Origin of the sequence: Leptospira biflexa serovar Patoc strain 'Patoc 1 (Paris)' (genome assembly GCF_000017685.1) — a bacterium.
GTDB classification, from domain to species: Bacteria; Spirochaetota; Leptospiria; order Leptospirales; family Leptospiraceae; genus Leptospira_A; species Leptospira_A biflexa.
In genome coordinates, this window is record NC_010602.1 from 522,954 (window position 1) to 545,679 (window position 22,726).

Annotated in this window: 23 protein-coding genes; 12 read left to right on the forward strand and 11 right to left on the reverse strand. The window is 37.8% G+C overall.

The window, feature by feature from the left end:
- Window positions 1-10 precede the first annotated feature (10 nt).
- Both ruvB and LEPBI_RS02575 read left to right on the forward strand, forming a co-directional pair.
- A complete protein-coding gene (ruvB, locus tag LEPBI_RS02570; protein WP_041769942.1) occupies window positions 11-1,015 on the forward strand; it encodes a Holliday junction branch migration DNA helicase RuvB in 1,005 nt (334 codons plus the stop codon).
- Window positions 996-1,913, forward strand: coding sequence for a TonB family protein (locus tag LEPBI_RS02575; protein ID WP_012476128.1), 918 nt, complete (start codon window positions 996-998; stop codon window positions 1,911-1,913). Before ruvB ends, LEPBI_RS02575 begins: the two co-directional genes overlap by 20 nt.
- Window positions 1,914-1,919: 6 nt before the next feature.
- Here the strand turns inward: LEPBI_RS02575 and LEPBI_RS02580 are convergent, their stop codons facing one another.
- From LEPBI_RS02580 to LEPBI_RS02600, 5 genes are all read right to left on the reverse strand, one after another.
- The gene (locus LEPBI_RS02580) at window positions 1,920-2,231 is read right to left on the reverse strand and encodes a hypothetical protein (RefSeq protein ID WP_012387551.1); all 312 of its coding nucleotides are present in this window, start codon (window positions 2,229-2,231) and stop codon (window positions 1,920-1,922) included.
- A gap of 4 nt (window positions 2,232-2,235) precedes the next feature.
- Entirely contained in the window at window positions 2,236-3,417 is a 1,182-nt protein-coding gene (locus tag LEPBI_RS02585) for a serine hydrolase domain-containing protein (RefSeq protein ID WP_012387552.1), read from the reverse strand.
- A gap of 73 nt (window positions 3,418-3,490) precedes the next feature.
- On the reverse strand, window positions 3,491-3,904 hold the full coding sequence (locus LEPBI_RS02590; RefSeq protein WP_012387553.1) for a SufE family protein: 414 nt from the start codon (window positions 3,902-3,904) through the stop codon (window positions 3,491-3,493).
- Complete coding sequence (locus LEPBI_RS02595; protein ID WP_012387554.1) at window positions 3,888-4,253, reverse strand: LIC12806 family lipoprotein; 366 nt, start codon at window positions 4,251-4,253, stop codon at window positions 3,888-3,890. The genes LEPBI_RS02590 and LEPBI_RS02595 overlap by 17 nt, the downstream gene beginning before the upstream one ends.
- Window positions 4,250-5,266, reverse strand: coding sequence for a hypothetical protein (locus LEPBI_RS02600; RefSeq protein ID WP_012387555.1), 1,017 nt, complete (start codon window positions 5,264-5,266; stop codon window positions 4,250-4,252). The genes LEPBI_RS02595 and LEPBI_RS02600 overlap by 4 nt, the downstream gene beginning before the upstream one ends.
- Before the next feature lie 70 nt (window positions 5,267-5,336).
- Here LEPBI_RS02600 and LEPBI_RS02605 point away from each other — a divergent pair, with 70 nt between their 5' ends.
- Genes LEPBI_RS02605 through LEPBI_RS02635 form a run of 7 tightly spaced genes read left to right on the forward strand, consistent with a single transcriptional unit; the run spans window position 5,337 to window position 11,665 of the window.
- Window positions 5,337-5,516: a hypothetical protein gene (locus tag LEPBI_RS02605; RefSeq protein ID WP_012387556.1), complete on the forward strand. Its 180-nt coding sequence runs from the start codon at window positions 5,337-5,339 to the stop codon at window positions 5,514-5,516.
- Window position 5,517: 1 nt separating this feature from the next.
- The gene (locus LEPBI_RS02610; protein WP_012387557.1) at window positions 5,518-6,045 is read left to right on the forward strand and encodes a hypothetical protein; all 528 of its coding nucleotides are present in this window, start codon (window positions 5,518-5,520) and stop codon (window positions 6,043-6,045) included.
- On the forward strand, window positions 6,046-6,660 hold the full coding sequence (locus LEPBI_RS02615; RefSeq protein WP_012387558.1) for an RsmD family RNA methyltransferase: 615 nt from the start codon (window positions 6,046-6,048) through the stop codon (window positions 6,658-6,660). It abuts the gene before it with no gap.
- 43 nt (window positions 6,661-6,703) lie between these two features.
- A complete protein-coding gene (gene pbpC / locus LEPBI_RS02620) occupies window positions 6,704-8,821 on the forward strand; it encodes a penicillin-binding protein 1C (RefSeq protein ID WP_012387559.1) in 2,118 nt (705 codons plus the stop codon).
- Window positions 8,822-8,826: 5 nt separating this feature from the next.
- Window positions 8,827-9,252, forward strand: a complete 426-nt coding sequence (locus LEPBI_RS02625) for an acyl-CoA thioesterase (protein ID WP_012387560.1) — start codon at window positions 8,827-8,829, stop codon at window positions 9,250-9,252.
- Window positions 9,249-10,532, forward strand: a complete 1,284-nt coding sequence (locus LEPBI_RS02630) for a PP2C family protein-serine/threonine phosphatase (RefSeq protein ID WP_012387561.1) — start codon at window positions 9,249-9,251, stop codon at window positions 10,530-10,532. The genes LEPBI_RS02625 and LEPBI_RS02630 overlap by 4 nt, the downstream gene beginning before the upstream one ends.
- Complete coding sequence (locus LEPBI_RS02635) at window positions 10,529-11,665, forward strand: LptF/LptG family permease (RefSeq protein WP_012387562.1); 1,137 nt, start codon at window positions 10,529-10,531, stop codon at window positions 11,663-11,665. Before LEPBI_RS02630 ends, LEPBI_RS02635 begins: the two co-directional genes overlap by 4 nt.
- Window positions 11,666-11,778: 113 nt before the next feature.
- Here the strand turns inward: LEPBI_RS02635 and LEPBI_RS02640 are convergent, their stop codons facing one another.
- Window positions 11,779-13,224, reverse strand: a complete 1,446-nt coding sequence (locus LEPBI_RS02640; RefSeq protein ID WP_012387563.1) for an FAD-binding oxidoreductase — start codon at window positions 13,222-13,224, stop codon at window positions 11,779-11,781.
- 1 nt (window position 13,225) lies between these two features.
- Window positions 13,226-13,978 carry an SDR family NAD(P)-dependent oxidoreductase gene (locus tag LEPBI_RS02645; protein ID WP_012387564.1) on the reverse strand — a complete coding sequence of 251 codons (753 nt, stop codon included), beginning with the start codon at window positions 13,976-13,978 and terminating at the stop codon, window positions 13,226-13,228.
- A gap of 51 nt (window positions 13,979-14,029) precedes the next feature.
- Here LEPBI_RS02645 and LEPBI_RS02650 point away from each other — a divergent pair, with 51 nt between their 5' ends.
- Genes LEPBI_RS02650 through LEPBI_RS02660 form a run of 3 tightly spaced genes read left to right on the forward strand, consistent with a single transcriptional unit; the run spans window position 14,030 to window position 17,117 of the window.
- Window positions 14,030-14,530 carry an NYN domain-containing protein gene (locus LEPBI_RS02650; protein ID WP_012387565.1) on the forward strand — a complete coding sequence of 167 codons (501 nt, stop codon included), beginning with the start codon at window positions 14,030-14,032 and terminating at the stop codon, window positions 14,528-14,530.
- A gap of 1 nt (window position 14,531) precedes the next feature.
- Window positions 14,532-16,010: an MBOAT family O-acyltransferase gene (locus LEPBI_RS02655; protein WP_012387566.1), complete on the forward strand. Its 1,479-nt coding sequence runs from the start codon at window positions 14,532-14,534 to the stop codon at window positions 16,008-16,010.
- 9 nt (window positions 16,011-16,019) lie between these two features.
- Window positions 16,020-17,117, forward strand: a complete 1,098-nt coding sequence (locus LEPBI_RS02660) for a DUF1574 domain-containing protein (RefSeq protein WP_012387567.1) — start codon at window positions 16,020-16,022, stop codon at window positions 17,115-17,117.
- Here LEPBI_RS02660 and LEPBI_RS02665 read toward each other — a convergent pair.
- From LEPBI_RS02665 to LEPBI_RS02680, 4 genes are read right to left on the reverse strand one after another with little or no spacing between them, the layout of a single operon-like run.
- Window positions 17,090-17,686 (reverse strand): hypothetical protein, encoded by a 597-nt coding sequence (locus LEPBI_RS02665; protein WP_012387568.1) that lies wholly within the window; start codon window positions 17,684-17,686, stop codon window positions 17,090-17,092. The two genes, LEPBI_RS02660 and LEPBI_RS02665, sit on opposite strands and share 28 nt — an antisense overlap.
- A gap of 52 nt (window positions 17,687-17,738) precedes the next feature.
- The gene (locus LEPBI_RS02670) at window positions 17,739-18,923 is read right to left on the reverse strand and encodes a hypothetical protein (protein ID WP_012387569.1); all 1,185 of its coding nucleotides are present in this window, start codon (window positions 18,921-18,923) and stop codon (window positions 17,739-17,741) included.
- The gene (locus tag LEPBI_RS02675; protein WP_012387570.1) at window positions 18,920-20,821 is read right to left on the reverse strand and encodes a FecR domain-containing protein; all 1,902 of its coding nucleotides are present in this window, start codon (window positions 20,819-20,821) and stop codon (window positions 18,920-18,922) included. The genes LEPBI_RS02670 and LEPBI_RS02675 overlap by 4 nt, the downstream gene beginning before the upstream one ends.
- On the reverse strand, window positions 20,818-22,671 hold the full coding sequence (locus LEPBI_RS02680; protein WP_012387571.1) for an adenylate/guanylate cyclase domain-containing protein: 1,854 nt from the start codon (window positions 22,669-22,671) through the stop codon (window positions 20,818-20,820). Before LEPBI_RS02680 ends, LEPBI_RS02675 begins: the two co-directional genes overlap by 4 nt.
- Window positions 22,672-22,726: the final 55 nt, after the last annotated feature.

Consider the following 22,726-nt stretch of genomic DNA (forward strand, 5'->3'; position numbering starts at 1 on the left):
AGAAGATTGGATGCAAGCGGGCGAAGAAGAACCAAACCTTCGCCCCACAAAACTGTCTGAGTTCATTGGACAAAAAGAGGTCTTAGCCAATCTATCGGTGTATGTCGAGGCGGCTCGGAAACGAAAGAGCCCTCTTGACCACGTGCTCATTTCAGGCCCACCGGGCCTTGGAAAAACCACTCTCGCCAATATCATCGCCAACGAACTGGCCGTTGCCTTCACTCCTACATCAGCTCCCGCCATTTCCAAGGGAGCCGATTTGGTACGGTTTCTCACTCTACTCAAAACCAACGAAGTCCTCTTCATCGATGAAATCCATGGTTTCATCAAAAAACAGGAAGAACTGTTATACCCAGCCATGGAGAATTTTTTTGTGGATCTCGTTGTGGGAGAAGGTGTCACCGCAAACGCATTACAAATCCAACTCCAACCCTTCACCTTAGTCGGTGCCACCACAAGGTCAGGTCTTGTGAGTGATCCACTCAAATCTCGATTTGGCATCCATCTCAAGTTGGATTTTTATACGGATGAAGAGATGCAAATCATCGTGGACCGATCGGCAAAACTTCTGGGAGTGGAACTCGGGCAAGGTGTGGCTATGGAAGTTGGCAAACGAAGTCGCAAAACGCCAAGGATTGCCAACCACTTACTCAAACGGGTGCGTGATTTTGCGGAGGTAAATAACGAAACCTCTGTGAGTTTAAAGACTTGTCGTTATGCCTTTGACCGCATGGGAGTCGACCATCTGGGCCTTGATGCCGTGGACCGCCAAATTTTAGATATCCTCATCTCTCGATATGGTGGAGGGCCTGTGGGGATCAAACCGATTGCCGTTGTACTTGGTGAGGAAGAACGCACCATTGAAGACACCTACGAACCTTTCCTTGTTCGGGTAGGGCTCATTGACCGCACTCCGCAAGGCCGAGTGGCTACGAAAAAGGCTTACGAACATTTAGGACTTCCGTACATTGGAAATACGGGAGAAAATCGTGAAAATGGCCCCACTCTCTTTTGATTTCCGATTGCCTGAAAAAGAAGAAGGGGAAAAACGCCTCTTCTTTGCCTTCACATTTGTGATCCTTCTTTCTTCCTTTTTTTTGGCTCACCTCATCACGCGGAATATGTTATGGAAGATGTGGGCGGAAGAACAAACGACTGAAACTCTGGGACCCAAAGAACAAGAAAAAATTTATGAAGTCCTTGTGGAACAACAGTTCATCAATCCCGACAAAAAGGATGAATACAAAGCATTATCTAACAAGGATTCGGCGGGCGGAGGTGGGATCACTGAAAAACAAGGATTCCATACCCTAACACAGTTTCGCGAATTCATTATGGGAAGTGCCGCTTCTACTCCAAGTAAAGTACAACCCAAATCAGAACAAACCAAAGACGATGATATCTTTGAATTTGGAATTTTTAAAGCAGATCCAAAAACCAATTCCAATGCACAGGAAAGTCCAAACCAATCCGCTAGTGCGGGCCAGATGACAAAAATTCCATTCAATTTTCGATTCCAACAGGATTTTTTGTTTCGTTGGGACGGAGCGAAGGCTTTGACAATTCCCACCAAACAACTAGCAGGTTATTATTATTTTAAGAGTATGTTGAAACGAATTGAGGAATCCTTTGCACCACCAGGTGGTGGAAACTATGCCTACCGTGATATGGCAGGAATCGTGGCAAGGGAAGGGATCAAAGAAGGCGAAACCAAAGTCCTTTTTATGCTGAGTGAACAAGGCCAAGTATTGGATGTTCGTTTGGTTTCTTCCCAAGGACAAGTGGTTGTCGACCAGGCTTGTCTTGATTCCATACGTGGCCAAAACTTTGGCCCTGTACCAGAAGAGGTAAAAGCCAAAGGGTTAATCTTTGGCATCAACTTTATCTTTCCTGGTATGCGATACTATCGCTAATTGAATTCAATCATTTAACAGAGTACATCCATATTCTTTAGATTGGAATTGGGCGGTATTGGATCGACCTAATCCTTTTACAGTCACGGACTTATTTTCTTTGTCTAGTTTGAACTCACTGATGGGAACCCATTGCCTTGCAAAATCATGGCACTGATCCTCAGACAACTCCACGACAAAATAACAACTGCAATATTCTTTCGAATAAAAACTAGAAATGATGGAGGGAAAACTGGATAAATGTTTCCAATTCCACTGTGCCCAAAACAAAAGAAATAAAAATAACAATGCGAGTATAACCGAGATTTTACGTTTCATATGATTACCGAATCACCGATTCCTTAATTAGTTTTAAAAAATCATTTTTGATAAATGCTTTTTCACGATCATCACCAAACCGAACTACTACGAGATCTAAACTGGGGATGACATACAACATCTGACCCCAATGGCCAATGGCGGCGAATGTATCATTTGGTGCATCAGGCCAAGGTTCATGGATCCCTCGATTCGGAATTCCTGTGTTCGCATACCAATGGGCCGTGTAATTGTCTTGGGACAAATCATCTGAATAGGGAGTGGTTTTGTAACCAGGAGCAGGAGTCCGAGTGAATGTCACCCAACCTTCAGGTAATAATCTCTCTCCATTCCAAACACCATCATTTAAATACAAATACCCAATTTTAGCAAGGTCCCTTGCGGTCATATAAAGATAAGAAGAACCCACATACGTCCCGGAACCATCTCGTTCAAATGTAACATTTGTGATTCCTAAAGGTTTGAAGATTTTTTCAAAAGGTAGTTTGTCATATTCTTCCGCACCATACACTTTTTTCAAAATCGCAGATAAGATATTGGTATCACAACTTGAATAGTATACTTGTGTTCCTGGTTCTGCGCGCAGGGGAAGACTTGCACAAAAACTTCCCATATCTTTTCTCCCACGTGTGTATAACATCGCAATCACGGAAGATTTTAGAGGTCCACTTTCATACCCTTCTTCCGCAGCAAGTCCAGATGACATGTTTAACAAATGGCGAATGGTGATTTTTTTATGTGCCTCATCTCGGCTAAGTGGTTCGTAATGGTAATAACCTGGGTCATCTAATTTGATGAGTCCTTGTTTGACGGCGATCCCATACATGGTTTGTAAAACACTTTTGGAAACAGACCAAGTTAAGTGGACTTTATCTTCTGTAAAATTACGAGCATATTTTTCGTAAATGAGTTTTCCATTGCGAAGGATGACAACTGCATCGGTCCTTCTACCTTTCCGATCCGTCTCATCTCCAGTACGAGTGAAAGCATACTCTTCAACTAATTTGAGTTTTGCTGAGGTTACTCCAACAGATTCGGGTTTTACGATTTTCCAATCAGGACTTGGCCACTCTGGTTTTAAACGTTTTGGTAAAGCGGAGACATTTGGTTCTCCACCAAAGGGAGATAGATCCTTTCCACATTGTAGTGTAAAAAGAACAATAAGTAAGATTAGAATTTTTTTCATAGAATTCCTAACAGTGATTCGAATGAGAATTCTATGCTGATTCAATCGCTTTGCAAAGGAAAAAAGTGGATTGTTATACTTTTTCTGCGTAACCCTTTAGTTTTTGTACCATAGAAAAGAGTCCGTTTCGTCTGGAGATGGATAAAAACTTTGCGAGCCCAACTTCTTCGATGAAACCGAGTGAGGCATTCGCTATATCTTCTGGACTTTGTCCTGAAAATACTCGTATGAGAATTGCAATTAATCCTTTTGTGAGAGCAGTATCACTATCGGCATCAAATTCTAATCTGCCTTCCGTTAACTTAGGAGCAACCCAAACTCGAGATTGGCAACCTGGTACCAAATACTCTTCTGTTCTTTTTTCATCTGGAAACTTCGGTAATTCCTCACCTAACTCAATTAAGTATTGGAATTTTTCTTCCCAATCAGTAAGTTCCGAAAATTCAGAAACAATTTCTTTTTGGATTTCTTCAATGTTTTGTTTCATCGTTAGAATTTCCTTTCTGTATCTCGGTGAACTTCTCTTTTTTTCTCATATAAAACTGGTTGAAGTTAGACTGAGATAAATTTTTGATTTCCACTCGATTCACAGTTGAAACTGTTAATTCGTATAAATCTTCGTTTTTATGAAAAAAATAATCCATTCGAAGTCTTTCGTCTAAGGAATATTCAACACTTTCCCAAACTAATTTTTTTGATTCGAAATCAACATACAAACATTCGGGAGGTTTTGCTAGCACATAACAAAACTCACCTGGTTTGGGAACACCCTTATAAAAAAGACCACAACCAAAATTCAATAGGAAACAAATTCCAAGACTTATGATGGATTTCATTCTTTTGGATCCAAACTTAAATCCAATTTGGTTTTCAGACCTGGTTTTTCTTTGATGAAACTTGCGATTAGAATTGGGATCGCCGTATTTTTTTTCCCATTGGATACATAAAAATCTTCTAACAAATCAATCCCTTTCTGTGATAAATTTTGTAAGTGAAATATAGTCGCTTCTGTGATGATGGAAGTTTCCGTGATACGATCAGGATTATTGGTTTTGGCTTGCCTGAGTAATGATAAAGCACCCACATAATCTTTTTTATAATATTTACCCAAACCACGAAGGAAGTTTTCTTCTCGCGGAGAAAAATGAATTCCAATTTTGTAATTTGGATCTTTTGTGATGGTGATCAAATGATCGAGTCCCGCCGCATCCCCCGCAAGCATGGTATTAAACGTAAGTAGCCACACATAAACGGATTGGAGTTCTGATGATAATTTAGAACGATCTAAATTCCCATACTCTCCCACGAGCACCTGTGGCCTTTTGACACCTCGGTGTGTTTCTCCTAAGAATAATAGGACACGATTATTTTCCCAATCAGAAAAGGGAGAAGAGGAGAAGGCCTCTGCAGTCCTAGCATTCCAAAAGATGGAATCTAAGGTGGACGCAGCAAGAACAGAACTTCCGATGAATTCACGAAAGGAGGAACCTAAATGCAAAATCAGACTATCATGTTCAAATTGAATCCCCAATCGATTTAAATTCCAAAACAAACTACGTGCAATCAAGTGGAAGGCAACTGGATCTGTTGGGTCTTTTTCCGAATAGGTTGTCGCAATGGATTGGAAATCTTCGATGTCTTTTTCTTTTAGGTTCCCAGATTTCCAGAGTTCGATCGTTTTTTCTTTGGTTTTTTCGGCCCTGACACTTTGGTCTTTGGCAAAAAGAAAATAAATTTCTTTTCTATAGGTAAACCCTAAAGCGGAAAGGCCTAGCGCTAAAACCAATAAAAATAGCGGTGCCTTTGATTTCTTCTTTCTATGTGGTTCGTACCGGGAGTAAATCGCCATCGTTTGTTCCCATTTTTTTTTGCCCTCCCCACTTGACACGGCTTTTTCTTTGTGATTTAGTGAGAAGGGTATGGAAGATGACTTTTTAGAAGATGACGAATTCGATGCCGAGAGCCTAAACGAAGACGTTGTAACGTATGCATGTGAGGACTGTGACCATCGGTGGGAAGCGGAAGGTGAGGACGAATACCTCGACTCATGGGAATTGATCTGCCCAATGTGCGGATCTGCCAATATAACCGAACTATAATTTGACTTTAACCCATTCTCTTTTTTGTCTTTTGTTCGTTCCAAGCCTACTGTGGAGCGAAGCTTCAGGATTTACTAGTTTGTATGCAGAATTCAAAAAAGGAAATTATTCTCTAGTTTCTAAACAATCGCTCCAATACTTAAATGGAGCGGAACCTGAAAAGGATCCTCGGATTTTTTTTCTTTATGTTTCAACGGAAGAAAACTGGTCAAATCTCAAATCCAAAGTTGGGAAAGAAAAATCACCTAACTTTAGATTGTCGCCCCATTATTGGAATGGCATATATTTGTTTATGGAAAGAGCTCTCGTTTTTGGAGAGTCAGATCTGCTAGTGGAATGGGGAAAAGATTTCCAAAAAAATGGAAAACAAAGTCCTAAATACAATGATGCCCTATTATTGTATGGGTTAGGTCTTTTGGATTTAAAAAATGAATCCGAGGCAAAAAAGATTTTTTCTGAAATTGAATCCAATTCACCTTCTAAACATATATTGTCTCAATTGGAAGAGATCAAATCGGTGGGAAAATAAATGAAAGGCCTTCGCGTTTCTTTTGGAAAGTGGAAAGGAAAAGAAATTCCATCCCCTCCCGATGTATCAGGTCATCTAAACTTTACCAATAGCCTGGTGAAAAAAGCCATCTTCTCACTGATGGATTCTCGTTTATTGTCGTGGGGACTTAGCTTTGATTCTGTTTTGTTTTGCGATTATTTTGCAGGCAGTGGTCAAATTTCTGCCGAAGCATACAGTTTGTCCGCAAAGCGCCTACTGACTTATGAATTGGACCAAACGAGATTTCGAAATTTACATACTTTGTTTCGCGGTTTACCCAATGTTCAGTTGTTTCGAAAAGATGCCACCAAACATGCATTAAAATGGGAATTGGGTGATGAATCTGCGTTTATATTTTATTTAGATCCGCCTTACACATATTGGTCGGAAACACCAACTCGAATGAAAGAAATGTTGGAAGTTTTATACCAATTTTGTCTCTCTACCGAAAAACCGTTTTTGATTCTCTGCCAAATCCCTGAACACCAAAGTACAAAACATATTTGGGTGAATGTACCCTATAAAATAAGAGAGTATGGAAGCCATTTGATTATCGAAACAGGTTATGAGTCAAAAGAAATTTTGCCAGAATGAGACCATTCATTCTTCCCTACACATAGAATTTGTTTCGTTCGTATTGATTCCAATCCAAAATCGATTTTCTATCGTTTTCGATTGGAAACGTTTACTTTGTTTATTTTACGTATTTCTTTTTCCAACAATCCTTTTTGCTTTTCCCACTTACAAGGAAGTGAAATCAAACTACTTACCTTCCGATATTCGTTTTTATGATCGAGAGGGGGAACTCATCCAAAGGCTTCGGGTACGAAAAGAGTATCGGTCGGAAGAATGGGTTGAGTACAAAGAGTTTCCCAAATTTCTAATTGATGCTGTTGTGCATGCGGAAGACAAACGGTTCTTTGAACACAACGGTGTGGATGGCAATGCCATCGTCGCCTCTTTTTGGAACAGTTTGAAAGGTTCTGCTCTTCGTGGTGGATCGACGATCACCATGCAACTGGTCACAATCCTTGATCCCGAGTTACAACCAAAACCAAAGGAGCGAAAGTCAATCTTCCAGAAGATCAAACAAATACATCGGGCCACTGAGTTAGAATCGTCATGGTCGAAGGAAGAAATTTTTACAGCTTATCTGAACTTAATTTATTTTCGAGGGGAACTGAGAGGGATCGCTTCCGCCACAAAAGGATTATTCCATAAATCCGTGAGTTCCATCACACCCAATGAAGCCTATTTACTTGCCGCCCTCATTCGTTCTCCCCAGAGCTCCATTCAAAAAATATCGAAACGCGTGTGTTTACTCAAATTCGACAAGGATGGCGATTCGTTTGATTGTGAAGACATCTCTCGTTTTGTGCGAGAGGTTTTGTTACGGAATTTGAATTACCCACAGCAACCGTCAATCGTGCCTTTATTTGCAAAATCAATTTTAGAATTAGGTGAGTATGGTCCTAACTATCATTTAACAATTGATACATCTATTTCCATTTCATATCAAAAAAAAGTAGAGGAAATATTAAAACGAAATATCAAAACGTTAGAAAATCGAAACGTGAAAGACGGAGCCGTTGTGGTATTGGAAAACAAAACCGGACATGTACTCGTTTATGTTTCCAATATCGGAAAAGAGAGTTCCGTTTCACAATTAGATCTGATTCGAACCAAACGACAAGTAGGGTCCACTCTCAAACCATTCGTGTATGCGATGAATTTCCAACAAAAGAAACTCACACCGAGTTCGATCCTTTCCGATTCACCAATTGGTATTTCTGTTTACCAAGGCATCTATCGACCCTTAAATTATGATAAATCTTACAAGGGTAATGTCACCGTTCGGGAAAGTTTAGCATCCTCACTCAATATCCCTGCTATCAGGGCTTTATCATTTTTAGATGTGAACGAATTTGTATCCTTATTAGAAGATCTAGGAATCCAAGGTCTGTTGTATCCCGAATATTATGGACCTTCATTGGCACTTGGGGCCGCGGACATTAGTTTATTAGAACTTACCAATGCATATCGCATGTTTGCCAATGGTGGAATCTACTCAAAAATCCAATGGAGGAAAGACAAAGGAAACCAGATCCAGACTGTCATTTTTTCTCCCGAGGTCAGTTATATGATTTCAGATATACTATCAGACCGCGAAGCAAGGTCATTGGGATTTGGTTGGGATAATTTTTTATCCACTTCGTATTATACAGCAGTCAAAACAGGGACAAGCCAAGACATGAGAGACAATTGGTGTATTGGTTATTCCGAACATTATACAGTGGGAGTGTGGGTAGGCAATCCGACTGGAAGTCCTATGTTAGATGTCTCAGGGATCACTGGTGCTGCGCCTGTTTGGCGAGAAACCATGGATTTGTTGCATGAATCGCTTGGTTCCAAGTTGAAACCTTTGGAGAAGGGGGCTTTCAAGGATGAGGAAGTACCAAATCTTGAAGTGGAAACTTCGAATCAAAACAGTTTCGAAAAAACCAAATCGTTTCGAATTTTGACTCCCGTGAGTGGAAGTATTTTCGCATTGGATCCAGATATTCCGAATGGTAGACAAAAAATCCTCTTTACAATCAGTTCCTACGATGTTTCGTATTCTTATCATTTAAACGATTTATTTTTAGCGAGAGCAAGTGAACCGTATCTCTGGGAACCAAAAAAAGGGGAATATCGTTTGGAAATCAAAGACAAAGACAACAAAGTAGTTTCTTTCTCTTTATTCGAAGTTCGATAATACAAATGTCAAAACCATCTAAATACAAACACAAATTCATCCAACAAGTTGTCTGGGGAGAGATGGATGCTTTTGGTCATGTCAATAATGTAACATATGTTCGTTATTTTGAATCCGCCAGGGCTGATTATTTTACAAAAGAAGGACTTTGGGACTCACCTTTAAAACCTGTCAAAGCCGGTCCCGTTTTGACCCACTTGGATATGGACTACCGTAAACAAGTTGTATTCCCCGCAACTTTAGAGATCACTCTGGAAGTCGACACCATCTCATCCAGAGCGTTTTCTGTGATTTGTTCTATGTGGAATGAAGAAAATGAATGTGTACTGACAGGCAATGCATCGTTTGTTTGGTTTGATTTTGAGATACAAAAACCCTCTGCTTTACCTGGACTTTTTAAAACTAAATTCGGAAACACAAATTTGGTATGAAGTTACAATCATTACAAGATCGATTCAAACTAGATGATGAGGTTTTAAAAATCTCAAGGATTTGTCTTGTAGTGTTTTCCAGTTTCATTGGTTTCGGAATTTTTGCACCGGTAGATGAACTTGGTCTTTACGATCCGAGATGGATTCGGATCATCCATGCTTCCATCACGATTAGTTTTTTTATCGCTACCTATTTTGTTGATTGGGTTCGAAAAAACATCCAATCCATCATGCTGGTGTTCTTTTACACGATGAGTGCGCATTCATTGATTTTGTTGTATTGGAATTCATTATACATTGGTTATCTGGTAGGGATGATTTTGGTGCTTTCTTGTATCGGAGTCAGTTTTGTTGATAGACGATCCATGGTATCTTATTTAGCAAGTGTGACTTCTGCTGGAATATTAGTGGGAATTTATACAAAAGAACACCAAGTGGATTTGTCTCTTTATCTTTCTGCCATCATCACACCTTCTTTGGTTTCCTACCTAACGCTCAATATACGACTAAGTTCGGTTGAAAAACTTCGTATCTCGGAATCACAACTGAAAAAATTCCAAGATCGAATGTTAAATGAATTGGAATTGGCAAATGAAACCCAATCAAACTTGGTCACTACAGATTGGCCCAAAACAAAAGGGATCAAGTTTTATTCATTTTTTCAGTCCTTTGACCAAGTTGGTGGAGATGCCATCAGTTATTTACAAAGAGAAGATGGCAAAATGGCATTGTTTTTCGCCGATGTCTCAGGTCATGGAATTGCATCTGCAATGGTTTCTGCTATGGCAGTCCTTGCATTTAAAATCCATGGAAATACAAACGAGCCCTCTGAATGTTTAAAAGCCATTCATGATGAATTACAATCTCTTGTTCCCAATAATCATATAAGCGCCTGTGTTTTATTTGTGGATTTAGAAACAAAAGAAATCAAATATTCCATCGCCGGTCATCCTCCCATCATTCTCATTCAAAAAGAATCTGGACCTAAATTTTTAGAGGGACTTGGGACGCTGATTGTATCGTTTTTGAAGCCGAGTTTAAAAAACTATCAGATCACACCCGAATCAGGGGATCGTATTTTATTGTATTCGGATGGAATTTTAGAAGTTTTCGACGAATCTGGTGAAATTTATGGAGAGGAACATTTGTTTTCTTCGATCAAAAATCATTCTGACAAAAAAGGTGATGATTTTTTAAATGTTATTTATGAAGACTCAATGTCCTTTTCTGCCAAACGGATTTCGGATGATATGAGTATGCTGTTATTGGAAATACAATGAACCTTATTTTAGCTCCTTTTCTCTGGTTCAAAAAAGAGTTTATCCCATTTAGAACTCTGGATCGATATTTATTTTTTGATTTTTTTAAAACATTTATTGGCACACTCATCATGTTAACCTCGATGATTGTGATTTATAAATTCACAGATGTGATGAAATACTTAGTTTCCTCAAAGGTAAATCAATCACATGTGTATTTGCACGTATTGTATTCTTTGCCTTCGATGGTCGACCAGGTAGTAGCACCTGCATTGATGTTTTCTGTTTGTTTTGTAATCGGACAGTTTAGCGTTAACAAGGAACTTGTGGCAATGATGGTGGCTGGTGTTTCCTTTATGCGGATCATCACACCCATTTTGTTTTTTGGAATTGTTATCTGGCTCGTTATGACCTTGTTTGGCCAAATCGTTGTGATCCCTGCGAACAAAAATGCACAAATACAATTTAGCATCATGGCTAAGGGTTCCAATCGACTCATCGATTTTGTTTACCAATTGCATATCAAAGGTAAAAAGGGATTTTATTACGTTTATTGGATTGATGAAAAAGAAAATACGATTAAGGGTGGGTTCAATTATTTTGAAATCACTCCTGACGGTTATCCAACTTATACCGTTTCATCCCAAAAAGCAAAATTCATTCCAAGTCCACATAGTTGGGTCTTATATGATGCAGAGGAAGTTCGATTCAATGAAAATTTGGAACTGGTATCGAGGACAAAATATGCTGAAAAAACATATGACTTCCCTGAAGATTTAGCTTATTTCTCAAAACCAATTCGAAATCCAGAAGAGATGAATTTTTTTGAACTAGCAGATGAAATCCAATCGCGTATCACGAAAGGCATTCCGTTTCGTAATGTAATTGTACAACAACACATGGCTTTTTCCATGCCTCTTATGTCATTTGTGGTGGTTACTCTGGGAGCATTGGCAGGAGCCATCACCAAACGATCGGCAGGTGTGGCAAGTCTTGGATTGACCATTGCAGTCGTTTTATTGTATTATATTTTAAATTCCACCGCTAAAACCTTAGCCGAAAATGGTGCCTTACCAATATGGATTGGAATGTGGATCACACCTGTGATTTTCACAACAGCCGCATACTACCTATATAGAAAGATGAATATCTAATCTTTCCAATGTTTTGTTTTTAATAGTAGAAATTTGATCTAAGTGGATTGGAACCTCCCCATCTTAAAAAAGATAGGAAGGTTAGATTGTGATTTAAAGTTTAAAAAGTTTCATCAGACTGACTGTAAAAATACGCGTTTATACAAATCGGTTTGTAAAATTCCTTTCGGATCGTATTTTTTCTTTAAAGTATAAAACTTCTTTAAGTTATCCTTTGGAAAATAAGATTCCATTACACGTTTACGAAGAGTTGAATCCTTTGCAAAATAAAACCTTCCTTTGTGTTTTAAAACAATTTCATCCAACTCATAACAGAGTGACCAAAGTTTTTCTCGATTCCTTTTTGTGACAGGGAAGTCCATAGCCATCGAAAATCCATCTACCGCATGAGTGAGTAAAAAAGGATCAGGTTTGTGTTTTTTAAAGACAGATAAATAATTCACGATCCCACGATCTTGGCATTTTGTAAAAATTTCGCGAAACGCTTGTTTTGCGTTCTCTTTTGGAATAAACACTTGGTATTGGATCATCGCACCAGGTTTATAAACAAATTTCCAATTTGGAACATAGTCTAATAAAAAAGCATACTCGGCATGTCCTTGGTAATAAGTCTTATTGTTGACCAAGATACTTGCGATACATTTTGCCAAATTGATCATTCGCATTCCAAAATTGAAACTGAATGGTCGCATCAGGATCCACATCCATTTTTTAGGGATCAGATAAAACAAACGTGTCGGTAGATGTTGTCTTTCTAATAAACAATTCCCAGGAAAATCTGGATCTTCCCCTTTTTTCAGGTTCGTCGCTTTGTGGATTTGGCCCCGGCCAAGAGCCTTACCTGAAGCAAATGCATCAATCCAACCTACTAAATAATCAGCTGTTTTGTAATGTTCTTCAAAATATTCGAATAATTCGTCAAAGTTACGAACATATACTGGATCAATTTTCATTTTTCCAGAATAGATTGGTTTCATCTTGATCTGAACCGTTAAAAAACAACCTAACATACCAAAGCCGGATATTGCGGAATAAAATAGATCAGAATTTTTTTTCGGAGAACAAACTAGAATATCACCTTTTGCTGTTAAAAATGTAAATTCTTTGATGTGTTCCCCGATGGTTCCCACTTTGAAGTTATTTTTTCCATGAATGTTCATGGAAAGGGCTCCTCCTAGAGTAGGCATCATTGTGCCTGAAACCACTGGAGGCCAAAATCCATTTTCAATACCTGTTTCCCAAAGGTCTTTGATCCTAGCACCTGATTGAACCGTCATCACACCTGTTTTAAGATTAAAATCCAAAACCTTGTTGAAACGAGTTAGATCTAAAACAATTCCATCATTATTCGAAGATGCATCACCATAACTACATCCACCACCACGTAACGCAACTTTGGTGCCAGTTTGGTTTGCCCAAATAAAAAGTTCTTTGATCTCTTCTTCCGTTTCAGGACGAAACACTGGTGACATGGAAAAAGAACTCATTCCCCATGCTTCTACCTTTTCTTTATGAGGAACTTTGATACTAGGAATGGATTTTGTTTTTTTTGTTACCATATTATATACTCAGTTTTTTGAAGATAAAATTGGGAATGTTGCGGATGATGAGTGCTACTAATGCCCAAATTCCTGGAACAAAAGCCTCATCCTTACCATTCGCCACAATGACGCGAATTTTTTCTGCGGCTTCTTCTGCCGTGATTGCTTTTAACAATCCTTTCTCTGGTAATGTGAGTCCTTTGGTCATATCAGTTTTTACGAAACCAGGTTTAATCGTTGTTACTTGTACATTCGATTCTGATAAACGATTCCGTAGAGCCTCTAAATAGGTATTGAGTCCTGCTTTCGAAGTGTTATATACAGGATTCCCTTTTCTCCCTCTTTCTCCTGCAATGGAAGAAATTCCAATAATCTTACCCGATTTTTGTTTGGTAAAAAAACTAGCAACAGGATTGAGGAAGGCAACAGCTCCTAAAAGATTAACGTTTAACATTTCTAAATCTTTGCCTGTGTTGTATTCTTCTTTGGAAATCTCAGGCATCACTCCAGAGGCAAAATACACTTCGTCCACTCCACCGAGTATTGAAACCGCTTTTTGAAATGTTTTCTCTGCTGTCGCAAATTTGGTCACATCAAAGACAAGCGGGAAGGCTCGTTTTTCTTTGGAAGTATTTCCTTTTTTTGCGATGGATTCGAGGGATTTTTCCCTTCTTGCTAAAAGGACCACAGAGGACCCAGCGTTCAATTCTTGTTCAGCAATGGCTTTTCCGATCCCACTCGAGGCACCGACGACGATTATTTTTTTCCCCATGTTTACGTTTTTTTGGTTTAATCGAATCTGGCAAGTGGTTTCATTAGAGTTGTGCCCGTAAATGAAAGAATCCTGATCGACGGGATGAATTTGATGTATAAATTTCCAGATCTGGCATTTTGTTTGGGGGAATTTCGCCTCCAAGATGCGAGAATGGGGTTACTTGCACATTTGAAGCGCCACTTCGGCGAGCTCAAACAACGCAAAATTCTGGTATTTTTTGATGGGAAGAAGGATTTGTTTTCTGACTGTTATTCGGAGGAATGGGAAGGTTTTTCCATTCATTATAGCCATGAAAAAAAAGCGGACGAACTGATCATCGGTTACTTAAATTATTGTGAAATACCTTCGCAGTGTTTGGTGGTAACTTCCGATAAAGAGATTTTGGGATTTGCAAGAAGGCTTCGAGCGAAACGTAAATCCTCAGAAGAATTTTATGCAGAATGGGTCAAACGGGAAACAGAAGTGGATGAAACAGAATTTAACCACCTGAAAGAAGGATTGACACCAAGTAAAGAAAGCGATTACTGGGAGAGACAATTCCTTCCTTGATATGTTGTTCAACTCAATACCCTTTTTAATCTTTTTTTCGCTTGTTTACCTTTTTTATTGGGCACTCCCAAAAGAATTTCGTAAATACTTTCTACTTGCTTCTGGGATTAGTTTTTATGCCTATTTCTCTTTGGCACTAACGGTTCATTTTTTAATCGTCATCTCGATCAATTACATTCTTTATCGAAAAATTCAAAGGACTCCGACTCGGTTTTGGGTGGGTCTTACCGTTTCCCTGAACTTAATCAATCTTGGTTTTTTTAAATATATATATTTTTTTAGTAAGGTTCTTGCTGACTTAACCAGTTATCCTTTTTTCGAACAAGTTCCTAATTTCATTCACATTGCCCTTCCTCTTGCGATTAGTTTTTATACCTTCCAAGTAATTGCGGCCGCTGTTGATACTTTTAGAAATCCGAAGGTACCATTAGTAAAGGTAGAAGACTATTTTCTATTTGTTGCATTTTTCCCTGTACTCATTGCAGGGCCCATCATGCGAATGTCCGATTTTTTTCCAAACTTGGACAAACTCACACCCAGTAAAGAAAAGATGTATCGTGCATCTTATTTAATGATGTCCGGACTCGTAAAAAAAGTGTTAGTGGCAGATCCAATGTCATTAACAATATCTCCAGTTTTTAATGCACCTTCCGAATATGATTCCTTTTCGCTATTCATTGCTGGCATTTGTTATGCGATCCAGGTATTCAGTGACTTTTCAGGACTCACGGATATGGCAAGGTCTGTTGCTTTGTATTTGGGATTTGAAACTCCTGAAAACTTTAAGGCACCATTTTTTTCCACATCAGGAAGAGAATTGTGGAAAAGATGGCATATCACACTTTCGTTTTGGTTACGAGATTACATCTACTTTCCATTAGGTGGTTCCAAAAAAGGGGAACTGAGAACTTATTTAAATTTAATCATCATCATGACACTTGGTGGATTTTGGCACGGTGCAGATTATACGTTTATATGTTGGGGATTTTATTGGGGAGTCATCCTTGCCTCCGAAAGGTATTTGGAAGATAGGTTGGGATTAAAATTAACACCACAAAAAAATAAATTCCTAATCGTATTGAAAGCATTCATTGTTTTTGTTTTGTTTTCTATCTCAGGACTCATGTTTCGCTCCAATAATGCAACAAATATGGTGGATCATTTTTATGGAATCTTCACACATTTTTCTCTTAGTCTAGAGCGGATGTTATATGGAAGTTCAAATGATTGGCTTGTATCGGCAACATCGTTATTTGGTGAAGGATCTTCCTTTCGATACTTACATATCGAAAATTTAGAACGTATTTTTTACACTTCGTTTGCTGTTTTGTTTTTTCATCATATACAATATGTTCCTGAATTTTGGGAAAGGATTCGAAAACATGATGTTTGGTTGGTCCCTGTTCTTGGAATCATCACCATCTTCTTACTTGCCACTCTTTCGCAAGATGGTGGTGAGTTTATCTATTATCGTTTTTAGGAGGAATTTGTGGATTTAATTAGAAATCGTTATTTGTTCGTCCCATTCCTAGTCGTTTTTTTGACCTTCTGTTTGGATAAATTACTGATCTTGGAAAACATCCACACATACTTTTCAAAATCTTTATCTGATATCAATTACATCCAAAAGAATGAATTGTATGAAGATTTAAAAGAATACCTGAGTTTAAAAGATCGCGACAAAGTGCTTGTGTATTTTGGTAATTCCAGAGGGCTTTTGTTTGACAATGAATACATTCATAAAAAATATCCAGGCTGGGTAATGTTCAATTTTTCAGTTCCAGGTGGAAAACCTGATTATGTTTTGCAATGGATGGAAGAGTTTGAAAAGGATGGTGTAAAACCTGACTTCTTTTTGTTTGATCATTCTGTCGAGATGTTTAACTCGGCAGCAAGTTTAAAAGTTGATGAAACTCTCACGAATGGACTCAATGTTTCCTTTGTCTTAAAACATTTTTCTTTATTTTCCACAGAGGATATTTCTACACTCATCGCCAAACGAATGTTTCGTGCATATCAATACCGACCAAAATTGGAAGTTATTATAGCAAGGGCCAAAAATAAAGACAGTTTTTTATATCCTTATCGTGATTTACGTAACAATTTAATGGCCAATTTAAAATCGGGAAAAGGATCTGCTATGACTCCCGGAACACACCAAGCAGTGCTTCCACCTGAGTTATTAAAAAAATCAGCGTATGGTGATTTCCATTCCTATTTAGTTCCTTTTCGATTTTCTGAAAATATTTTGAGTTTTACTGATCAATCTTTGGACTTAGCAAAAAAATTAAATGTTCCTTCTGCTGTGATTTGGGTGAGACTTTCTTTACCTTATATGGATCACATTCGTCATTTAAAAGTGTCAGTTGGTGAAAATAAAGAAGGGACAGTTTATGATGATTGGTACCCGCGTATGGTTGGGTATCACAAAGAAAACGGAATTCCTTTTTGGAACATGAACGATGATCCAACATATACCTGCAACGAGTTTAGTGATGCAGGTCATATGTCACCATCGTGTTACGATGAGTATACGGATTATATTTTTAAAAACTTAAATCAATCTTTAGTTATGGGTGTTCGGTAGAACTCAGTTCGATTTTGCACATCATTGGGGGAAAGTTTTTCTGGATCCGTTGGATTCGGTTTTGTTGGACTTGGTTGTTGTGGTTTGGTTTGGTTTTCTTTGTCCACAGAGTAACCATAATAGTATCCATGTACAATTTCCACCACTGACAGCGGAGTCTCTGAATTGGTATTTTGAATTTCGATGGTGATTTCATCAGGTGGGGCTAGAAGTTCAAAAACCCACTGTGATTCCCCATCTATCTTTTCTTTGCGAAGGATGGTTGGATTTTCATTTTGTCCATTCCCCGCATACACCGTTAAGACCCATTCTTTTAACTTTCCATCGGTGGCAACGCCAATCCCAATCGATTGAGGTGATGATTCACTTGCTTTTAAATCAAATCGAATGGCCCCACCTTTCGTAACCGCTCCATAAAGTCTTTTTTTAGAAAGAGTCGGGTAAAGGGCTAAGTCTTGGATACGTGTGGTCACTTCCTTCACATTTTGGCTCAGGACAGATGGTTCGGAATGTAAAACCTGCACATAAAAAAATGTGATTCCGAGAAGTAGGTAGAACGGATGTCTCATTCTCTTTATTGGACTAAAAAAACGAATTCCTTACAAGCAAAAGATATCAAATTTATCTCGTACATGCACGAAATTTTGGCAATTCTTCTGCCAAAGATTGACGTTCTTCCGGATCTAAATTGGTTCTATTTTTCCATTGGAGTTCCATTCTTTCCATCGCAGGTCTAAATTTTGGATCACAGTGATTTGAAAAATATCGATAAGCACTAATCCGATTCGTTTCGTTTTCACTTACTAATTTATAAAACTCAAAGACCGATTGATTATCTTCACTAGAGAAATTGAGTATAACGTAAGTTTTGTGACACTCACTTAGTGTCAAAGCGGGAATTTTTGTATTCTTACAATTGACTGCAACATCTGTTTCCAAAAATACCAACATCTCTTCGTAAGAGTAATCTCTAAATGGTTTGCCCTTTGGTAGCGTAATTTTCTGTTTATTCGTTGCGACATTGGTGGATTGTTTGGTCGGAATGTTGGAAGGATCTTGGGATTTGGGAATTGAATTTTGTTTTGCCGTATTCATTGATTTGGAAGATTGATCGGTGTGATCCAAATTCGATTTTACACGTTCATTCTTTTTGATTTCTTCTAAATTGTCCTTTGTACTTAATTTTGGGTCCATATTAGAATCTGTCTTCTGTTCCTCGACTTGGACAAAATTTTTCACGACCTTTGGTTTTTGATATGGATTCGTTACTGTCAAATCATAAGGCCCCGATATTGCATCGGTCGTATCCACTTTTAATTCAATTCGTTCGGAAGACTTTACTTCCTTACTAACGATTGGTAGTTGGACATCCTTTTTGCTTAAATCAACTTTCGTAGCATCTAAAAAATGTTCTCCTTGGATTGTGACAGGTGAGATTATTTTTTCTTGATTTGATTCGGTTTTGGGAAGTATAATCGGTTTTTCTACTTCCTTTACGATTTGTGGAGGTTCTGAAATGATGATTTCCAAATCTTTCCAATTGGACCAAACCGCAGGTTTTTTAAACAAATTGAGTGGAGCCGTTCGAACCACATAAATACCAGATGGTAATTCTTCGATGGAATGATAAGGAGTATTAATTTTTTTATCTAATACCAATTTTCCAGATTTTTCTTTGATTTGGATTTGGTATCCGTTGGCATCTGGGATGGGTTTCCATGCGATGAGTTTGGTTCCTTCTTCTGCAAACAAAGATGTCACCACTAGCAATATAAAAATGGATGTTTTGTAAATGGATCGATTCATTTTTTTTCTTTATACAAACGTTTCGGTGATATAAATTCGATGTCTGTTGGTTTTAATGATTTTAACTGATCCAAGGCCAAAATGAAATTTCCCTTTCGAGACAGAAGAAAATTGGAATCCTTATATACACTCAAATCCCATGAAAAACTTCCCTCATCGAGGATACTTAAATCTTTTAATTGGTATGATGTGTCTTTGGTGCTCACTTTATAAATCGCAACTTTTTTATCTGGGAAATGTTGGTATAACACTAAATCGAATCTGTCTGCGGTAGAACCACTCATCTTCCAATGGAAGTCCAAACTTGATTTGCCTTTCATTTGAATCACAGTTCCGTTAGGTGAAAGTATTTCTAGTTTTGGTTCTTGGATTGGTTGAGATTTGTTATCCTCAAGCACCGAAGCCACTTCAGTTTTTTTCTTTTGTTCTACGATTGAAAAACTAAGTGAATTTGATGGTTCGGTTTCCTTTCCATCTTTTGTTTTTCCAGTAATCGTAGCAAAAAAATGTCCGTGCCCCAAAAGATTCCAATCTGGTACTAAAAAATTCGAAGTAGTTTCGATTTTTGCAATAGGATTTGTAAGTTTTGCATCTTTTGAAATTTTTACGGTATAAGATTGGATCTCTGAATTTCCTTCCCAAATCAGAATGGCTTGGTTGTGTTTGATTTCTTCTACACTAATTTCTGATTCCGGATTTGGTCTTTGCCATTTGGGAGAAGGTATTGAATTTTGTTTTTTGATTGTAAAAGAATATACTTTCGTTTCCCGATCTTTTGTGTCTGGGAAAGATGATTTAGCGATGACTTTCCAATAATAAGTTCCTTCTTTTAAGTCATCGAAAGAAATTTGGTTTGCTACCGTCTCAATCCGTTTGAGAGGTTTCTGAAATTGATTCGAGTCTGATAGGTAAAATTGGTATAAATTAGTTGTATTGAGTTTACTCCAAGAGACAGTCACTAAAGGTAAAATCTGAACAAATGAAATCACTGCACCATTGTTTGGTGACTCGCCTAAAAACGGCTCCAGTTTTGAGACAAAAAATTTATTTGTCTCACTGGATGCGACATCTTTGGTTTTTTGATTTTTGACTTTGACTCGCCAATAAAATGTGCCCTCTTTTAGGCTGACTGTTGTTTGGTTGCCTTGGATTGTTTGCGAAAAATAAATTAACTGAAAATTGGGAGATCGAGAAATTTCGAGTAGAGGAGATTCAAATCCCGATTCGATTTTCCACTGAAAAGTAACATTTACTTCGTTGGGTTCAGCATAAAATAATTTCTGAGATTGGGGAGAACTGAGTACAATGGGTATCTTAGTGATTTCAATTCCGCTCTTTTTGAATTCTGCTTTTTTCCCTTGTTCTACCGCCAAGGATTTACCATTTTGTTTGACCGTTGTTTTTCCTTTTTCAACAAAAAGATTCAGTTCTTGGTCCTTTGCTTTTTCAATTTTAACATTTCCTGAATTTACATTGATTTCACTACCAGAACTTGTGATTTTGATTTGATTGGTGTTGGAATCGTTCTTTTTGACTTGTAAGGATCCTTCTGAAAATTCTAAGTTTGGTTCTTCACCGGTTAAATCTAAGTTAAACATTGAATTTTCATCAATATTGATTTCAGTTCCATCCTTAAGACGAATGATTGCATCGGAATAGGCTTCTGATCGGATTGTGTCTTTATTGATGAGAGGGCTATTGTTTTCTAATTTTTCCCAGATCACCTCATCTTCAAATTTTCTTTGAACTATATTGTTTTTAAAAAAAATTGTTCCAACAACTTCACGATTTCCAATGTCTATTTTACGATTTAAATCTAAATAAAAAAGAATACTAAAGAAGATTGCAATGCTTGTCAGGCCAATGAGAACAAATCGATCTCGTTTATCTAAATTCATCTTTTTGCCTTTTTAGCTGCTATTTCTATTCCAACTAACTTTTGTAACTCGGATAGATTTTTCGGAGCATTCGGGTCTGATTTTTTGCCAAGAACGGCATATACTTTTTGGGCTTTGGATTTTCCCTTAAATTCAATTTCGCCCATACTCACAACATGAAATTCTGATTTCACTTCTTGGTATGTCGTTTCAGTAATCAAAATGTCTGTATGCGTTTCTTTGTTAAACGACTCGACTCTTGATGCGAGATTCACTGAATCTCCGATGACAGTGTATTCCATTTTATCTGAGCTTCCAATTTGACCTGCAATCACATAACCAGTATTAATTCCGCATCCGATTTTAATGATTGGTTTTTTGACTGTTCCTCTAGTTTTATTGAACTCGATCAATTTTTCTCTCATACTGAGGGCTGTTTCAACAGATGCTTTTGCATGTTCTTTGTGGTCACGTAAGGCTCCCCAAGTGGCCATGATGGCATCTCCAATGAATTTATCCACAGTTCCACCTGTTTCTTGCACACATTTTACCATTTCCGTCATGTACAAGTTTAGAAACTCAACCACTTCTTCCGGTTGTAGTTTTTCTGAAATGGCTGTAAAACTTCGGATGTCGGAAAAGAAGATCGTACAATATTTACGTTTCCCACCGATCGATAACTTACCCTTCGCGGCAAGTTCCGCGATCTCTTGGTTTACAAATTTCCCAAAAGAATCTTTTAGTTTTTCGCGTTCCTCGAGGCCTCGCCCCATGCTCACAAACGATTTGGTTAGAGTTCCAATTTCATCATGAGTTGTCGCATGTAGATTGATATGGAAATTACCTCTTCTGATTTCTTCTGAAGCGTCCACCAATTTGAGAATAGGTGTAGAAAGTGATTTGGCAAAGATATAAACTACAATAAAAGAAAGTGATAAAGAAATGATGAGTAGGTATACATTTCTTTTTTGGATATTATTGACCTCTTCGAAAATTTTAACTTCTCGGACTTGTGAGATCACACCGACACCTCCAAATCCTAATTTTTTGAAGGCAGCCAGGTAAAATTCCCCATCTTTGTTTTCATACCGAAATTGGCCATTATCAACCGTTGATTTTTTCATGCGGTCAACGATCGCTAAATCATTTAAATTGATACCTGAAAGGACTACCTTAGCGTCGGGGTGAGCAAGGACGCTCCCATCTTCACTCACCAAAAATGTTTCAACAGGACCAGATGTTTGGAATGCATCTAACAAAGTATCAAGTTTGACAAGTGTCACAAGAATTGTATGAGTATCTTTTGTTTCCGATAATGGAAAACTAATGCATAGGATGGGGTTACGAAAATGTGGGCTGATGTTCCAGATAACGGTCGTTCCGCTAAATGATTTTTTAAGTTTAGGTTGGATGTTTTTTAAAATACTTTTGACTTCTGATTTTTGATAATCATATTTTTGTAAAAAGTCTTCATTGACTGCTTCAAACTTTGCATTAAATCCGGAGTCATAGGCACCAATAAAAACAAAGTTTTGATCTTCTTCAAACAATTCCTTTGCTATTTGATTTGCCGATTGGTTATTCCTAAAAATAGCAGAAGCAGTGATGTGAACATCTTGTCTAATGGAATGTAAATCGGATTTTACCTTTAAAGATAAAATTTCATTAATTTTGATATTATTTTCTTTGACTCGCACTTCACTATCTTTTCGAAAAAAATAGGAAGCAAGAAAGATCACTCCTGACATGGAGAAAAGTAAAACGATTGAGGTGATTAACAGCAGTTTGTATCTAATAGGAAATTGAAAGTCACTAGTGACTTCTCTGTTTCTGCTGAGAAAGTTTTTTAATTTGAACAAAATCGTTTTCATATGATTGGTACTTTTACCAATTCAAACCAAAACTCTATGAAAAAAAAGTAAAAAT

Coding starts and splice junctions, on each gene's coding strand:
- ruvB (WP_041769942.1), top strand. CDS start 11: ATGCAAGCGGGCGAAGAAGAACCAAACCTTCGCCCCACAAAACTGTCT.
- LEPBI_RS02575 (WP_012476128.1), top strand. CDS start 996: ATGGCCCCACTCTCTTTTGATTTCCGATTGCCTGAAAAAGAAGAAGGG.
- LEPBI_RS02580 (WP_012387551.1), bottom strand. CDS start 2,231: ATGAAACGTAAAATCTCGGTTATACTCGCATTGTTATTTTTATTTCTT.
- LEPBI_RS02585 (WP_012387552.1), bottom strand. CDS start 3,417: ATGAAAAAAATTCTAATCTTACTTATTGTTCTTTTTACACTACAATGT.
- LEPBI_RS02590 (WP_012387553.1), bottom strand. CDS start 3,904: ATGAAACAAAACATTGAAGAAATCCAAAAAGAAATTGTTTCTGAATTT.
- LEPBI_RS02595 (WP_012387554.1), bottom strand. CDS start 4,253: ATGAAATCCATCATAAGTCTTGGAATTTGTTTCCTATTGAATTTTGGT.
- LEPBI_RS02600 (WP_012387555.1), bottom strand. CDS start 5,266: ATGGCGATTTACTCCCGGTACGAACCACATAGAAAGAAGAAATCAAAG.
- LEPBI_RS02605 (WP_012387556.1), top strand. CDS start 5,337: ATGGAAGATGACTTTTTAGAAGATGACGAATTCGATGCCGAGAGCCTA.
- LEPBI_RS02615 (WP_012387558.1), top strand. CDS start 6,046: ATGAAAGGCCTTCGCGTTTCTTTTGGAAAGTGGAAAGGAAAAGAAATT.
- LEPBI_RS02625 (WP_012387560.1), top strand. CDS start 8,827: ATGTCAAAACCATCTAAATACAAACACAAATTCATCCAACAAGTTGTC.
- LEPBI_RS02630 (WP_012387561.1), top strand. CDS start 9,249: ATGAAGTTACAATCATTACAAGATCGATTCAAACTAGATGATGAGGTT.
- LEPBI_RS02635 (WP_012387562.1), top strand. CDS start 10,529: ATGAACCTTATTTTAGCTCCTTTTCTCTGGTTCAAAAAAGAGTTTATC.
- LEPBI_RS02640 (WP_012387563.1), bottom strand. CDS start 13,224: ATGGTAACAAAAAAAACAAAATCCATTCCTAGTATCAAAGTTCCTCAT.
- LEPBI_RS02645 (WP_012387564.1), bottom strand. CDS start 13,978: ATGGGGAAAAAAATAATCGTCGTCGGTGCCTCGAGTGGGATCGGAAAA.
- LEPBI_RS02655 (WP_012387566.1), top strand. CDS start 14,532: ATGTTGTTCAACTCAATACCCTTTTTAATCTTTTTTTCGCTTGTTTAC.
- LEPBI_RS02665 (WP_012387568.1), bottom strand. CDS start 17,686: ATGAGACATCCGTTCTACCTACTTCTCGGAATCACATTTTTTTATGTG.
- LEPBI_RS02670 (WP_012387569.1), bottom strand. CDS start 18,923: ATGAATCGATCCATTTACAAAACATCCATTTTTATATTGCTAGTGGTG.
- LEPBI_RS02675 (WP_012387570.1), bottom strand. CDS start 20,821: ATGAATTTAGATAAACGAGATCGATTTGTTCTCATTGGCCTGACAAGC.
- LEPBI_RS02680 (WP_012387571.1), bottom strand. CDS start 22,671: ATGAAAACGATTTTGTTCAAATTAAAAAACTTTCTCAGCAGAAACAGA.